This is a genomic window from Roseovarius sp. MBR-79 (assembly GCF_053628555.1).
In genome coordinates, this window is record NZ_JBRJGP010000003.1 from 239,995 (window position 1) to 255,609 (window position 15,615).

At 68.0% G+C, this 15,615-nt stretch carries 6 protein-coding genes; all 6 read left to right on the forward strand.

Going from position 1 to position 15,615, the window contains the following annotated elements; all coding sequences use genetic code 11:
* Positions 1 to 168: 168 nt before the first annotated feature.
* Complete coding sequence (locus ACSSV8_RS04695) at positions 169 to 1,536, forward strand: oligosaccharide flippase family protein (protein ID WP_354539104.1); 1,368 nt, start codon at positions 169 to 171, stop codon at positions 1,534 to 1,536.
* A gap of 107 nt (positions 1,537 to 1,643) precedes the next feature.
* Positions 1,644 to 8,033 (forward strand): type I polyketide synthase, encoded by a 6,390-nt coding sequence (locus tag ACSSV8_RS04700; protein WP_454281662.1) that lies wholly within the window; start codon positions 1,644 to 1,646, stop codon positions 8,031 to 8,033.
* Positions 8,030 to 8,992 (forward strand): glycosyltransferase family 2 protein, encoded by a 963-nt coding sequence (locus ACSSV8_RS04705; RefSeq protein WP_454281663.1) that lies wholly within the window; start codon positions 8,030 to 8,032, stop codon positions 8,990 to 8,992. The genes ACSSV8_RS04700 and ACSSV8_RS04705 overlap by 4 nt, the downstream gene beginning before the upstream one ends.
* A complete protein-coding gene (locus ACSSV8_RS04710; protein WP_454281664.1) occupies positions 8,989 to 13,482 on the forward strand; it encodes a MupA/Atu3671 family FMN-dependent luciferase-like monooxygenase in 4,494 nt (1,497 codons plus the stop codon). Before ACSSV8_RS04705 ends, ACSSV8_RS04710 begins: the two co-directional genes overlap by 4 nt.
* On the forward strand, positions 13,479 to 14,114 hold the full coding sequence (locus tag ACSSV8_RS04715; protein WP_354539108.1) for a 4'-phosphopantetheinyl transferase family protein: 636 nt from the start codon (positions 13,479 to 13,481) through the stop codon (positions 14,112 to 14,114). Before ACSSV8_RS04710 ends, ACSSV8_RS04715 begins: the two co-directional genes overlap by 4 nt.
* Positions 14,115 to 14,313: 199 nt before the next feature.
* Positions 14,314 to 15,615 carry a Wzz/FepE/Etk N-terminal domain-containing protein gene (locus ACSSV8_RS04720; protein WP_354539109.1) on the forward strand — a complete coding sequence of 434 codons (1,302 nt, stop codon included), beginning with the start codon at positions 14,314 to 14,316 and terminating at the stop codon, positions 15,613 to 15,615.

Genomic DNA, 15,615 nt, shown 5'->3' on the forward strand with positions numbered 1-15,615 from the left:
AGATCCTCCGGTCAAGCCGGAGGATGACGGTTACCTGCGTCATCCTCGGACTTGATCCGAGGATCTCGCGCCAATTACCGCCGTAATTTTCCACGAATTCAATAGAATCGCCCCAAAACCGCCGCCATGATGCGCCAAGCCATCCGCCAACCCACGCCGAGAGAACCCATGCGCGCCGTCACCGCCCTTTTTTCAGGCACCGGGCTTCTGCCCCGCATTCTGCGCTCATCGGCGCTGACGGTGCTGGGCTTCGGCGGGGCGCAATTCCTGCGGCTGGCCTCGAACCTCATTCTCGCGCGGCTGCTTTTCCCCGAGGCGTTCGGGATCATGGCCATCGTCAGCGTGGTCGTTCAGGGGCTGATGCTCTTCTCCGATGTCGGCATCACCCCCGCCATCATGCAAAGCAAGCGCGGCGATGACCGCGCCTTTCTCGACACCGCCTGGACCATTCAGGCGCTGCGCGGCGGGCTGCTCTTTGCCGTCGCCTGCGCGCTCGCCTGGCCGCTGGCCCAGTTTTACGCCGAACCGCTGCTGGCGAAGATTCTGCCGGTCGCGGGCCTGTCGCTGCTGATCACCGGCTTCAACCCCACGGCCATCGAGACGGCCAAACGGCATCTGCAATGGGGGCGGCTGACGGTGATCGATTTCACCGTGCAGATCGCGGGCATCGCGCTTGCCGTGACGCTGGCATGGTGGTGGCAGTCGGTCTGGGCGCTGGTGGTCTCGGGCGTGGCAAGCTCGGTGCTGGCGCTCGGCCTCTATCACCTTGCCCTGCCCGATCCGCGCAACCGTCCGCGCATCGAACGCACAGCCTTGCGCGAGTTGGTGCAATTCGGAAAATGGATATTTCTCAGCACGATATGCGGCTTTGTCTTTATCCAGTCCGACAAGATCATTCTCGGCAAGGCGCTCTCCTTCGAGGTGCTGGGGATCTACAATATCGGCTTCTACCTGGCCTCCTTCCCGATGCTGCTGGGCCAGATGTTCACGCAGCGCCTGCTCATTCCGATCTACCGTGAACTGCCCCCGGGCGAGAGCGCGGAGAACTTTGCCAAGCTGCGTCGCATGCGCTTTCTCGTGACCACGGGGCTTATCGGGCTGACGGCGGCCCTCGCCTTTCCGGGCGTCTGGCTGGTGGAGATGCTCTATGACGACCGCTACACCATGGCGGGGGCAGTGGTGGTGGTGATGGCGGCCATGCAGATCCCCCAGATCATCGTCATGACCTATGATCAGGCCGCGCCGGCGGCGGGTGATACGCGGTCCTACTTCCTGCTCCGGCTGGCCATGGCCGGCTCGATGGTGACAATGCTGCTGCTTGGCCTGCATCTTGGCGGGCTTCTGGGCGCGCTCTTGGGTTATGGTGCCTCCTCGCTGCTGGCTTATCCCGTCGCGGTCTGGCTGGCGCGGCGGATGCGCGCCTGGGACCCGCTCCACGACGCGTCTATGATGACGCTGGGGGGCGTGGTGGCCGTGGTGGCTCTCTGGATCAACCGCACGGCGGTGGCCGACCTTGCAACGCTGTCGGGCTGGTAGGGCGGCGATGGATAAACAATCGCCAAGGGCGCGCCCCAAATCGGTCGCATTGCCGGGGCATTGACAAGCCATTATGTTTCATAGCGTGGTTTTCAATGGTCGATGACATGAACACGCCCGCCAGTGACGGGGTCGACATTGCGATTGTCGGCATGGCCGCGCACCTGCCCGGTGCGCGGGACGTGTCTGAGTATTGGCGAATGCTGCGCGACGGTCGCCGCGCCATTCGCCGCCTTGAAGACGATGAACTGATCGCTGCGGGCGTGCCGCTGCAAACCATCCGCCGCCCCGATTACGTGCCCTTCGCAGCCCCCCTTGACGGGTTCGAGATGTTCGACGCCGAGTTCTTCGGCTTCGGTCCCAAGGAGGCCGCGATCCTCGACCCGCAGCACCGCCGCTTTCTGGAGGTGGCGTGGGAGGCGCTCGAGGATGCAGGCCACATGCCCGAGCATTTCCCCGGCCCGATCGGTGTTTTCGCGGGCTGCGGCATGGGCAGCTACTTCTATTTCAACCTCTGCTCCAACCGCGACCTCGTGGATGATGTCGGCATGTTCCTGCTGCGCCATACCGGCAATGACAAGGATTTCCTGACCACCCGCCTCAGCCATATCCTTGATCTCAAGGGGCCATCCCTGGGCCTGCAAACCGCCTGTTCCACCTCGCTGGTCGCGGTGCATTATGCCGCGCAATCGCTCTTGAATGGCGAATGTGACATGGCGCTTGCGGGCGGTGTCACCATCGAACTGCCGCAAAATCGCGGCTATATCTACAAGGAGGGCGAGATCCTGTCGCCCGACGGCGAATGTCATGCGTTTGACCATCGCGCCCAAGGCACCGTCTTTGGCTCCGGCGCGGGCATGGTGGTGTTGCGACGGCTGGAGGATGCGCTCGCGGATGGCGATCACATCTGGGGTGTGATCAAGGGCTCTGCGGTCAACAACGACGGCGCGGCCAAGGCGGGCTATCTCGCGCCTTCGGTCGACGGTCAGGCGGCGGCGGTGGCCGAGGCGCAGGCGGTCGCGGGCGTCACCGCCGATACTGTGGATTACATCGAATGCCACGGCACCGGCACCTATCTGGGCGACCCGATCGAGGTGGCCGCGCTGACACAGGCGTTCCGCGAGACGACCGAGGCAAGCGATTTCTGCCGCATCGGCAGCGTGAAAACCAATATCGGCCATCTCGACACCGCGGCGGGCGTGGCCAGCCTGATCAAGGCCACGCTGGCGCTTTATCATGGCGAGATGCCCCCCTCGCTGGGTTATGAGGCCCCGAACCCCGCCATCGCCTTCGACGGCAGCCCGTTCTCGGTCAATGACCGCCTGCGCGACTGGCCCAAGCGCGACCACCCCCGCCGCGCCGGGGTGAACTCCCTCGGCGTCGGCGGCACCAACGCGCATGTGGTTCTGCAAGAGCCACCCGCCCGCGCCGCCCCCGAAGAGAGCGACTGGCCGTTCCAGCCCATCCTCCTCTCGGCCCGCTCGAAATCCGCGTTGGACGAGGCCACAACCCGCCTCGCCGCGCATCTGCGAGAGCATCCCGAACAGCCACTGGCCGACGTGGCCTACACGCTCAAGGAGGGCCGCCGCGCCTTCGAGCGTCGTCGCGTCACCGTCGCGCGCAGTCCCGCCGAGGCGGCGGAGCGGCTTGAGAAGGGCGACACCCGCCGCGTGTTTTCCCATCAGGCGCTCGACAATCCCGATGTGGTATTCATGTTCCCCGGCGGCGGCGCGCAATATGCCGGCATGGCGCGCGACCTATATGAGACCGAGCCGGTCTTTGCCGAATGGATGGATCGCGGCCTCGATATCCTCGCACCGAAACTGGATTACGACATCCGCGCGCTCTGGTTGCCTGAACCGGATCAGCTGGCGGCGGCCCAAGAGCGCCTCAAGCGGCCTTCGGTGCAACTGCCGCTCATCATGATCACCGAATATGCGCTCGCGCAACTCTGGCAAAGCTGGGGCGTGACCCCTGCCGCCCTGATCGGTCATTCCATGGGCGAGAATACCGCCGCCTGTCTGGCCGGGGTGATGAGCCTTGAGGATTGCATCGGCCTTGTCCACCTGCGCGGGCAACTCTTCGATACGGTGGCCAAGGGCGGAATGCTGAGCGTGCCGCTCTCGGCCGAGGCTGTGACACCCTATCTCGGCGACCATCTCGACATCGCCGCGCTCAACGCGCCTGACCTCACCGCCGTCTCGGGGCCGCAAGCCGCGCTCGAGGGTCTCGACGCGCGCCTGCGCGCCGACGGGATCGAGCCGCAGCGCATCGCCATCGACATTGCCGCGCATAGCCGGATGCTGGAGCCTATTCTGGCACCCTTCGGGGATTACCTGCGCGCCATCCGATTGAGCGCGCCGCAAATTCCCATCCTGTCCAATCGCAGCGGTGATTACCTAACGGCAGCAGAGGCCACCGACCCCGCCTATTGGGTCGATCACCTGCGCCATACCGTGCATTTCGCCGATGGCCTTTCCCGGCTGAGCGAGACCCCCGCGCGCGTCTTTCTTGAGGTCGGTCCCGGCAAGGCGCTCTACTCATTGGCACAGGCCCATGGCGCGATCAGCGCCAATCAGGTCATCGGCACCCTGCGCCACCCCGAGGATACCATCGCCGACGACGAATATTTCATGGCGATGCTCGCCCGCCTCTGGGCCGTGGGGGTCGAGATCGACTGGCCGCAAATCTGGGGCGAGGCAAGGCGCGCCCGCGTGCCGCTGCCCACCTATGCCTTTCAGCACAAGCCCTATTTCATCGCCCCCGGTGCCGCACGCGAGACGGCCCAAGACGCGTGGCCCACCCATGAGGACGACCTCGGGAAATGGGGCTACACCCCGCATTGGCGGCCCCGGCTGGCCGAGGTCGAGATCACGTCCGAGGCCGATCTTGCCCTGCTGCCCAAGCAGACATGGCTCATCTTCGAGGACGAGACCGGCCTTGCCCGCGCCGTGGCCGACCGCCTCGGTGCCGCAGGCCATACCGTCACCACCGTCACACCCGGCGACAGTTTCGCGCGGCTGACTGCCTCGCGCTACACTCTCTCGCCGGAACGCGGGCGCGAGGGCTATGATCAACTGATCCGCGCGCTTGTCGCCGACAGCCGCGCCCCCACCCGCGTCGCGCATTTCTGGCTGGTCACGCGGGACGAGCATCACCGCCCCGGCTCCAGCTTTTTCCACCGGGTGCAGGAACAGGGCTTTTACAGCCTGCTCTTTCTGGCGCAGGCCATGGGCGACGAGGGGCTGAGCGCGCCCCTGCACATCACCGCCTTCACCACCGGCGCGGCACAACTCCGCGACGAGGCGCTGCCCTACCCCGCGAAATCCACCCTGTCCGGCCCCTTGCGCGTGATCCCGCGCGAGATGCCGCATGTGACCACGTCGAGCCTCGACCTGACCCTGCCCGCACGCGGCGCGCCCGACGCGGGGCTTGTAACCCGCGTGCTTGAAGATCTGGCGCAAGACCCCCGCAACCACGCCGCCATCCTGCGCGGCACACGGCGCTACGAGGCCGAATGGCGCGCCACCGCCCTTGACCCCGGCATCGCCCCTATCGACACCGGCGACACGGTCCTGATCACCGGCGGCTTTGGCGGCATCGGTCTCACGCTGGCCGAAGACCTCATCACGCAGAACAACGCCAACATCGTGCTCATGGCCCGCCACGCCCTGCCGCCCCGCGCCGACTGGCCCCGGATCACCGCTTCGGGCGGCCCGCTCGCCCGCCGCATCGCCGCCGTGAGCCGCCTTGAGGCGCTTGGCGGCGAGGTCATGGTGATCACAGGCGATGTCAGCAATATCGAGGACATGCAGGCCGCGAAAACGCAGATCGAAACGCGCTTTGGCCGCCTGAGCGGCATCATCCACGCCGCCGGTGTCATCGCCGACGCGCCGCTGCTGACCAAGGGGCCGGACACGATCGAGGACGTGTTCACGCCCAAGATCCACGGCACGCAGGTGCTGGAGCAGGTCTTTCCCGACGGCACGCTCGACTGGCTGGTGCTGTTCTCGTCAAGCTCCACCGCGACCGCCCCCGCGGGGCAGGTCGATTACGTCGCCGCCAACGACTATCTCAACGCCCACGCCCGGTCGCGGGCAGGCGGGCGCACGCGCGTCCTCGCGCTCGACTGGGGCATCTGGGCCGAGGTCGGCATGGCCGCCGAGGCCGTGGCGCGGCAAAGCGGCACCGCCCCCGCCGCCCCGCGCCTGCCGGTCGATCAGCCGCTCATCGATGAGGGCAGCTTCGACGCCGAGGGCAACCGCGTCTTTCACGCAAGCTACAGTGCCGCCACCCACTGGGTCTTCGATCAGCACCGCACCAAAGACGGTCAGGCGCTCATGCCCGGCACCGGCTATCTCGACCTGCTGGCGCAGGCGCTGCGCGCGCAGGGCGAGGATGGCGCGTTCGAAATCCGTGATCTGATGTTCCTGCGCCCCTTCGACATCCCCAAGGGGGCCACGCGCGAGATGCGCCTCACCCTCACCCGCAGCGATCAGGGATATGCCGCCCGGATCGAAGGCGGGCACACGCAGGCGGGCCGTCAGGGCTGGGTCACGCTGGCCGAGGCCGATCTGTGCCTCTTGCCCCCCACACCCCCCGCCCCGCGCGATATCCACTCCATTCGCCTAGGTATGGAAAACTGGGAACAGGCCAGCACCGATCCACTCCCCTCTCCACAAGAGGCGCATCTCGATTTCGGCCCCCGCTGGCGCGTGCTCCATGCGCTTGGGTTCAATGCCGGCGAGGGTCTCGCCCATCTGCGCCTGCCCGCAGAGGCGCAGGGCGATCTGGCAAAGGGCCACCTCCTGCACCCCGCGCTGATGGATATCGCCACCGGCTGGGCCATGGGGCTGATCGAGGGCTATGACGGCAGTGATCTCTGGGTGCCGATGTCCTATGGCGCGGTGCGGGTGCACGCGCCGCTCGGGCAGGATGTCCGGAGCATCGCCCGGCTCACGACCGATCAGGCGCAGCAAACCGGCGTCGCCCGCTTTGACATCACGCTCACCGATCCCGCCGGTCGCGTGCTGGTCGAAATCGCGGATTTCGCCATCCGCAAACAGGCGGGCGGGCTGGCGATCACCCCGCCCCGCGCCGGTGAGATCCGCTTTGACAGCGCTCCGGACAGCGCCCCCGCCAGCCCCGCCGAAGACCGCCTGCGCCACAACCTGCGCGAAGGCATCCGGCCCGGTGAGGGGGCCGAGGCGTTCCGCCGTGCCCTTGCCCTTGGTCTGCCGCAAGTGCTTGTGTCCTCGCTCGATCTGCCCGCGCTGATCCGTCAGGCCGAGGCGGGCGTGCAAGGGCTCGACGAGGGCGGCCAACGCTTCGAGCGGCCCGATCTCGACGGCGATTACGTTGCCCCCGAGGGCGAGATCGAGACCCGGCTTGCGGGCTTCTGGTCCGACCTTCTCGGCCTCGATGCGGTCGGCGTCGAGGACAGCTTCTTCGACCTTGGCGGGCATTCGCTGATTGCCGTGCGGCTCTTCGGCATGATCCGCAAGGCCTACCGCGTCGATTTCCCCATCTCGATCCTGTTTGAGGCCCCCACCATCCGCGCCTGTGCCCGGCTGATCGAGGCGCGTATCGGCCCGCAGGAGGCAGGCGAGCGCACCCCCGCCAAGGCGGAACCCGCCCGCCGATTTACCCATCTGGTGCCCATGCATCGCGGCGAAGGTGGGGCGAAAACGCCCTTCTTCCTTGTCGCGGGCATGTTCGGCAACGTGTTGAACCTGCGGCATCTGGCGCATCTTCTGGGCGATGACCGCCCGTTTTTCGGGCTACAGGCGCGCGGGCTTTACGGCGACGACGCCCCGCATGACGACCTGACCGAGGCCGCCCGCGACATGATCGCCGAGATCCGGCAGGTGCAGCCGCACGGGCCCTATCTGCTGGGCGGCTTTTCGGGCGGCGGCATCACCGCCTACGAGATGGCGCAGCAGCTTGAAGGGGCGGGCGAAAAGGTGGGTTTGGTGATCCTGCTCGACACCCCACTGCCCCAACGCCGCCCGCTGTCGCGCCGCGACAGGGCCTTGATCCAATGGCAGGAATTCAAATCGAATGGCCCGCTCTACCCGGTCAGATGGGCGGCGCGGCGCGTGGCATGGGAGATCGCCAGGCGTCGCCCGCAGGCACAGGCCGAGACCGCCGAGCATCAGTTCCATGATCACGCAATCGAGGCCGCCTTTTACCGCGCCATCGCCAGATATCAGGTCCGCCCGTGGGGCGGCAGGCTCCACCTTTTCCGTCCGCCGCAATCGGGCAAGTGGCGGGTGTCGAACGGCCAATGGGTAAGTTCCGAGCGCGCCTATGTGCTGCCCGATAATGACTGGTCCGGTTTTGCCCCGAACCTCAGCGTCACCGAGGTGCCCGGCACCCATGATTCGATGGTGCTGGAACCGAATGTCCGCGTCCTCGCTGCCCGGATGCGCCGCGTGATCGAGGCGGCCGAGGGCACGCAGGACGCCCCGCCGGACCGCCGGGAGGCCGCCGAATGACCGGCCCCCGTGTCCTGACCATCGTGCTCAACTGGCGCACGCCCGAGATGAGCCTCAAGGCCGCAACCGCCGCGCATCGCGCCATGGCGGGCATCGCGGGCGAGATCGTGATCGTCGACAACGCGTCGGGCGACGGCTCCTTCGAGGCAATGCAGGCGGGGAGTGCCGGAATGGACCGGGTGCGCGTGGTGCAATCGGGCCGCAATGGCGGCTTTGGCGCAGGCATGAATGCAGGGATGCGCGCGGGGCTGTCGGATGGCACCCGCCCCGATTACGTCTATATCCTCAATTCGGACGCCTTTCCCGCCGCCGAGGCCATCGCCGCGCTGCTCGCGCATCTGGAGATCACCCCCGGGGCCGGTCTGGCGGGCAGCCATATCCACGGCCCCGATGGCGCGCCCCATGTCACCACGTTCCGCTTTCCCTCGATCCTCGGAGAGCTGGAAGGGGCCGCGCGCATCGGCCCGCTCTCGCGGCTTCTGCGCCGCCATGCCGTCCCTCTGCCGCTTCCGGAGCAAACGCGGCCCGTCGACTGGCTTGCGGGCGCAAGCCTGATGATCCGGCAGGCGGTGATCGACGAGATTGGCGGTTTCGACGAGACGTTCTTTCTTTATTTCGAGGAAACCGACCTCTGCCTGCGCGCCGCGCGCGCGGGCTGGCGCACTGATTATGTCCACGAAAGCCGGGTCGAGCATCTTGGCTCGGTCTCCACCGGCATGAAGGGCTGGGGCCGTGTGCCCGATTACTGGTTCGCCTCGCGGCGGCATTATTTCGTCAAGAATCATGGCCGTGCCTATCTGGGGGCTGTGACGCTGGCGCATCTTTGCGGCGCGGGCGCGGGCGCGCTCTGGCGGGTGATCCGGCAGAAAGGCGCGCCGCCGCCGCCGCATTTTCTGCGTGACCTGGTGACGGGCGACATGCGCGCGGCGCTGAACATGCAAAAAAGGATCAAGCCATGATGCGGGCGCTTCTGATCGGCAACGAAACGCTGGCGCTGCAATGCGGCAAGGCGTGGCTGGAGGCCGGACACGAGATTGCCGCCGTCGCCACCCGTCATGCGGATGTGGCCGATTGGGCGCGCGCTGCCGGTCTGCGCGTCCTTGCGCCCGGCGCGGGGCTCGCAGACCGGATCGAGGGGCTGGACTTTGACTGGCTCCTCTCCATCGCCAATCTCGATCTGCTGCCCGAACCGGTGCTGGCGCAAGCCACGCGCGGCGCGGTCAATTTCCACGACGGGCCGCTCCCGCGTTATGCCGGTCTCAACGCGCCGGTCTGGGCGATCCTGAACGCAGAGACGCGGCACGGCGTCACCTGGCACCTCATCGAGGGCGGGGTGGATGCGGGGCGGATCGTGGCCGAGCGTGCCGTCGACATCGCCCCGGACGAGACCGCCTTTACCCTTAATGCCAAATGCTATGCAGCGGCGCTCGACAGTTTTCCCGAGGTGGTGGCAGAGCTTGCGCGCGGCGCGCCCGAGGCACGGACGCAGGACCCAAGCGCGCGAAGCTGGTTCGGGCGCGACAAGCGGCCCGAGGGCCTGATCCTCGATGCCGCGCGCCCCGCCGAAGACCTTGCGCGTCTTGTCCGCGCGCTCGATCACGGCGGATATCGCAACCCGCTCAACATGGCGCGGATCGTGATCGGCGGGCGGGTCTTTCTCGTGCCCCGCGCCGAGGTGACAGCCCCCGTCCGGGCAACCGCGCCCGCGCGTCCCGGCACCATCCTTGCGACCGAAGAGCGCGGGCTGACCATCGCCACGGGGGAGGGTGCGCTGCGGCTGACGGGGCTCATGTCGGCGGACGGGCGCGCGCCGATCCTCGCCGGGATCACCCCCGGCATGGCGATCGACCCACCGCATACCGAGGCCGAAGCCGCCCTTGCCCGCCTTGCGCCGCAGGACGGGGCCTGGCGCCGCGCCCTCGCGGCGCTGCGCCCGATCACCCTGCCGCTCGACGGCCCCGAGAGCGCGCGCACCGAGCGTCTTGCCCTCGATCTGGGCCCCGCCGACCCGCTTGACGCAATCGCGGTCTGGGCCAGCCATCTTGGTGGCGGCGAGACCGACCATCTGGCCTATTGCGGCCCCGCCATCCTGGGGGGGCAGGTGCCGGGGCATAGCTGCCCCTGGGTTCCCGTCGCGGCCAGCACGCTTGCCCGGAGCATCACCGACGCCGAGGCGCGCGGGCCATTCGCGCGCGACATCTTCGCACGCGACCCGGGCCTTGACGCCGCGCATCGCCCGCTTCTGGGCCTGCGTCAGGCGGGGGCGGGCCTTGTTCCCGGCACCGCCCTCACGGTGGACCTGACCGGCGCACCCGCGCTGCTCTACGATCCCGCGCGCCTCTCGCCTGGCATGGTCGATCTGCTGGCCAAACGCCTCGAGGCCCATGCGCGCGGCGAGACCGGCCTGCCCGAGGCCGAGCGCCGCCTTGTCACCGAGACATGGAACGCCACCGAAACGCCGACGGACGCGCGCCCGGTCCATCACCGCATCGCCGCGCGCGCGAGTGCGACGCCCGAAGCGACGGCGCTGATTTTCGAGGCCGACCGTCTCAGCCACGCCGCGCTCGACGCGCGCGCCAACCGCATCGCGCATGTGCTGCACCAGATGGGCGTGGCACGGGGCGATCCTGTCGGCCTCTGCCTGCCGCGCTCGGCGGATATGGTGGCGGCCGTGCTGGGTATCTGGAAGGCGGGCGCGGCCTATGTGCCGATGGACCCGGCCTATCCCGCCGACCGGCTTGCGCTCTATCTTGAGGATAGCGGCGCGCGGGTGGTGATCAGCCGCAGCGATACCGGCGCAGCCTTGGGGGGCGTGGCGCGGCTCGATCTTGACACCGACGCGCGGTTGGCAAGCGTCCCCGAAACCGCCCCCGAAGACGCAACCACGCCCGAGGATCTGGCCTATGTGATCTACACCTCCGGCTCGACCGGGCGGCCCAAGGGGGTGATGGTCACGCATGGCAACCTTGCGAATTTCTGCGCGGGCATGGCCGCACGCATCCCGCAGGAGGCAGGCGCGACATGGCTCGCCGTCACCAGCCTCAATTTCGACATCTCGGTTCTGGAGCTGTTTTATACGCTGGCTGAGGGCTACACCCTTGTGCTCAGCGGTGAGGAAAGCCGCGCTCTGGTCTCCTCGGGGCAGTTGGCGACCTCGGACCGGGGCATGGAGTTCAGCCTCTATTACTGGGGCAATGACGACGGCACGGGGCGCGACAAATACAAGACCCTGCTGGAAGGCGCGCAATTCGCCGACACGCACGGGTTCTGCGCGGTCTGGACGCCGGAACGGCATTTCCACGCCTTCGGCGGCCCCTATCCCAACCCTTCCGTCACCGGTGCCGCCGTGGCCGCCGTCACGCAAAACCTGTCGGTGCGCGCCGGAAGCTGCGTGGCCCCGCTCCACCATCCCGCCCGCATCGCCGAGGAATGGGCGGTGATCGATAACCTGACCAACGGGCGCGCGGGGCTGGCGATTGCCAGCGGCTGGCATCCCGACGATTTCATCCTGCGCCCCGAAAACGCGCCGCCCAACAACAAGCCCGCGATGTTTGACGCGATCCGCGATTTGCGCAAGCTGTGGAAGGGCGAGGCGGTGGCCTATCCCCGCGCCGATGGCACGATGCACGCGGTCGTCACGCAACCGCGCCCGGTGTCCAAGGTGCTGCCCGTCTGGGTCACCACGGCGGGCAATCCCGAGACATGGCGCGAGGCCGGCGCGCATGGGGCCCATGTGCTCACCCATCTTCTGGGGCAGTCCATCGCCGAGGTGGGCGACAAGATCACGCTCTACCGCGCGGCGCTGCGCGAGGCGCGGCATGACCCGGCCGATTTCACCGTCACGCTCATGCTGCACACCTATGTCGCCGAGACCCGCGACGAGGCGCGGCGCGTGGCGCGCGAGCCGATGAAGGACTACCTGCGCTCGGCCGCCGGTCTCATCAAGCAATATGCCTGGGCCTTCCCGGCCTTCAAGCGGCCCAAGGGCGTCGACAACGCCTTTCAACTCGATCTCGGCTCACTGAACGAGGACGAGCTTGAAGGCATCCTCGATTTCGCCTTCGAGCGATATTTCGAGGAGTCGGGTCTTTTCGGCACCATCGAGGATTGCGTGGCCCGCGTCGAGGACCTCAAGCGCATCGGCGTCGACGAGGTGGCCTGCCTGATCGACTACGGCATTCCCGCGCGGCAGGTGCTCGACGGGCTGCGCCCGCTGGCGAAGGTTCTGGAGCGCGCCAACCGCGTGGGCGGCATCGCACCTGATGACTTCTCCATCGCCGCACAAATCCTGCGCCACGGCGTCACGCATCTGCAATGCACGCCGTCGATGGCGCGCATGATCGCCATGAATGACGAGGCGCGTCATGCCCTTGGCCGCGTCAAGCACCTGATGCTGGGCGGCGAGGCTCTGCCGGGCGGCCTTGTGCGGGACCTGCAACAGGTGACATCGGCGCAAATCCACAACATGTATGGCCCGACCGAGACAACCATCTGGTCCACCTGCGGCCCGGCCGAGGCGGGCAGCGCCATCGCCGATATCGGCACGCCCATTGCCAATACGCAGGTCTACGTGCTCGACCGGGACATGCAGCCCGTGCCGGTGGGCCAACCCGGAGAGTTGTGGATCGGCGGCGCGGGTGTCACGCGCGGCTATCTGGGCCGCGAGGATCTGACCGCCGAGCGGTTTCGCCCCGATCCGTTCCGCGCAGGCGGGCGCATCTACGGCACAGGGGACCTCGTGCGCTGGCGCGCCGACGGGCGGATCGACTTCGTGGGCCGCGCCGATGCGCAGGTCAAGCTGCGCGGACACCGGATCGAACCCGGAGAGATCGAGGCCGCGATGGAGGCGGTGCCGGGTGTCGAACAGGCCGTGGTGACCCTGCGGGAGGATGTGCCCGGCGATCCGCGCCTTGTCGGTTATCTGCGCGGCACCGCCAGCCCCGAAACGGTGCGCAACGCCCTCGCCGCGCGCCTGCCCGCGCATATGCGCCCCGCGCATCTCGTGCGGCTCGACGCCTTCCCGCTGACCCCCAACCGCAAGGTGGACCGCAAGGCCCTGCCCGCCCCCAAAACCCGCAAAACGGTATCCGCCGCCCGCCCCGAGACGGTGACGCCGGCCAACAGCATCGAACGCGCCATTGCCGCGATCTGGGCGCGGGTGCTCGGCGTGGCGGATATCGGCCCGCAGGACAGCTTTTTTGACCTCGGCGGCCATTCGCTGCTGGCGGTGCAGGCGCATCGAGAGATCCGCGCGGAACTGGGCGTGGAGCGCCTCGGCATCACCGATATTTTCCGTTGCCCGAAGCTTGGCACGCTGGCCGCGCGCGTGGCGGAGTTGCGCGGCGAGGCGCCCGCCCCCACGCCCGCGCCTGCCGCAAACAATCGCGCCGATGCGCGCGCCGAGGCCATGGCGAAACGCCGCGCCATGCGCGCCGCGCGGCAGGGATGAGCCTGCGCGACAGGCTGCGCGCATACCTGCCCGCAGGCGTGGCGCTGGCCGGGGCCGACCCGACCGCGCCCGCCACCGGCCTCCTGCCGCAGGAAGAGGCGGCCGCCGCCCGGATGGTGCCCGCGCGCCTGCGCGAGTTCGCCGCCGGACGCCGCGCCGCCCGCGCCGCCATGACCGCGCTCGGCGTGCCCCCCTCGCCTCTGCCCATGGGCCAAAGCCGCGCGCCGCTCTGGCCCGCCACCCTTACCGGCTCGATCAGCCATGACGCCACCACCTGCCTTGCGCTGGTCGGATGGCGCAGCGATTGGGCCGGCATCGGCCTTGATATCGAACCGGCCATGCCCCTGCCCGCAGATCTCATCGCCACAATCTGCACACCCGACGAGAGCGCCGACCCGGCCACGGCGCGCGCGCTCTTTTGCGCCAAGGAAGCCGCCTACAAGGCCATTTCCGCCCAGATCCGCACCATTCCCGCATTCCACGACATGACCGTGACCCTGCACGCCGACGGCAGTTTTGCCGCCCGCCTCATCCCTCCTTTCCCGCCCTTTCAGGCGGGCGCGCGGATCGACGGCCATCTGCTGAGAACGCCCGCGCACCTGGCCGCGCTTGTTCTCATCCGCGCCGCCTGAACACAGTGTTTCCGCCAAGGCCCCAATAAACTGTGGCGTAAATGAGGCCGACCGCCTAGATTGGGGCGGAATTGGGACATAATTCTGTCAGGGCCGTTTGGGGGCATCCGGCCGACAGGGACAACAGGGCATCGCCCTGCCAACCTCGTCATGCGGCCCCCGGCGGATCGTCCCCCGATGAACGACAGGTGCGCGCCCGATGAGTTCGATCACTTCCGTTTCCGGCATTCTGCGGCTCCTGCGCCGCCGCCTATGGCTCATCCTCGTGGTGACGCTGGTCGGCTGCGTGCTCTCGGTCGCCTTCGCGCTCAGCCGCCCACATGTGTTTCAGGCCACCGCCGTGATCCAGATCGAGACGCCACAGGTGGACCCGAGCACCAGCGCCCAGCTTGTCGCCACCGATGCACGGCTGCGCCTGCAATTGATCGAACAGCGGCTGATGGCACGCGACCATGTCATCGCCATGATCGAGAAACACGGGCTTTTCGCCAACAATCCCGATTGGCCGCTGGATGAAAAGGTGTTCCGCCTGCGCTCCTCCGCGCGGATCGAGCCGATCACGGTCGGTGTGCCCGGCTATGCCCCGCAGGCCGCGACCCCCTCGGGGCTTCGGGTGACCGTGGCGCTCGACAATCCCGACAAGGCCGCCGCCGTGGCCAATGATTTCGTCGCCGCCGTCCTCGCCCAGAATCGCGAGCGCCGCCTTGCCAGCGTGCGCGAGACGCTGAGTTTCTTCACCACGGAGGAGGCGCGCGTGAATTCCGACATCGCCGCGCTCGAGGCCCGCATCGTCGAGTTCAAGCGCGCCAATGCCGAGGCGTTGCCCGAGGCCATCGCGTCGCAGCGTCTCGAGCTTGCCAGCCTGCGCGAGACGCTGCTTTCCATCCAGCGCGAGATCGTGACGCTGGAGACCCAGATCAGCCGCCAGCGGCAGGAGGTCTTTGCCCGTCAGGTGGAGCAATTGAGCGAACAGCGCGACCTCGTGACCGCCCGCATGACCGAGATCGAACAGGCGATAGCCGCCGCCCCCCGCGTCGAGCGCGAACTAGGCGCGCTCGACCGCGACCTGACCCAGCTTCAGGACCAGCTTGGCACCATCACCCGCGCGCGGGTCGAGGCGGAAATGGCCAGCGTTCTGGAAAACCGCCAGCAGCAGGAACGGTTCGAAGTTCTGGAAACGGCGGTACCGCCGGTCACACCTATCTCGGCCAGTCGCAAAAAGCTCGCGGCGGCGGGCGGCGTGGCCAGCCTTCTTCTGGCTGTTGGTCTGGCGCTGGCGCTGGAAATCCTCAATCCGAAGCTGCGCACCGCCACGCAGATGCAGGACGAACTTGACATCATCCCGGTCGTGACCATCCCCGTGGTGCGCCTGCGCCACGAACGCCGCGCCCGCGCCCTGCGCATCGCGGCCACGGTGATCGCCGCACTTCTGGTGCTGCCACTCCTTGTGCGGCTGGTGCAAGACCGCCTGCCCGCGCTACGTCTGCCTGCGACGAACTGA

Bases quoted from the DNA above. Each gene is read 5' to 3' on its own strand.
- ACSSV8_RS04710 (WP_454281664.1), top strand. From the start codon at position 8,989: ATGATGCGGGCGCTTCTGATCGGCAACGAAACGCTGGCGCTGCAATGC.
- ACSSV8_RS04695 (WP_354539104.1), top strand. From the start codon at position 169: ATGCGCGCCGTCACCGCCCTTTTTTCAGGCACCGGGCTTCTGCCCCGC.
- ACSSV8_RS04715 (WP_354539108.1), top strand. From the start codon at position 13,479: ATGAGCCTGCGCGACAGGCTGCGCGCATACCTGCCCGCAGGCGTGGCG.
- ACSSV8_RS04720 (WP_354539109.1), top strand. From the start codon at position 14,314: ATGAGTTCGATCACTTCCGTTTCCGGCATTCTGCGGCTCCTGCGCCGC.
- ACSSV8_RS04700 (WP_454281662.1), top strand. From the start codon at position 1,644: ATGAACACGCCCGCCAGTGACGGGGTCGACATTGCGATTGTCGGCATG.
- ACSSV8_RS04705 (WP_454281663.1), top strand. From the start codon at position 8,030: ATGACCGGCCCCCGTGTCCTGACCATCGTGCTCAACTGGCGCACGCCC.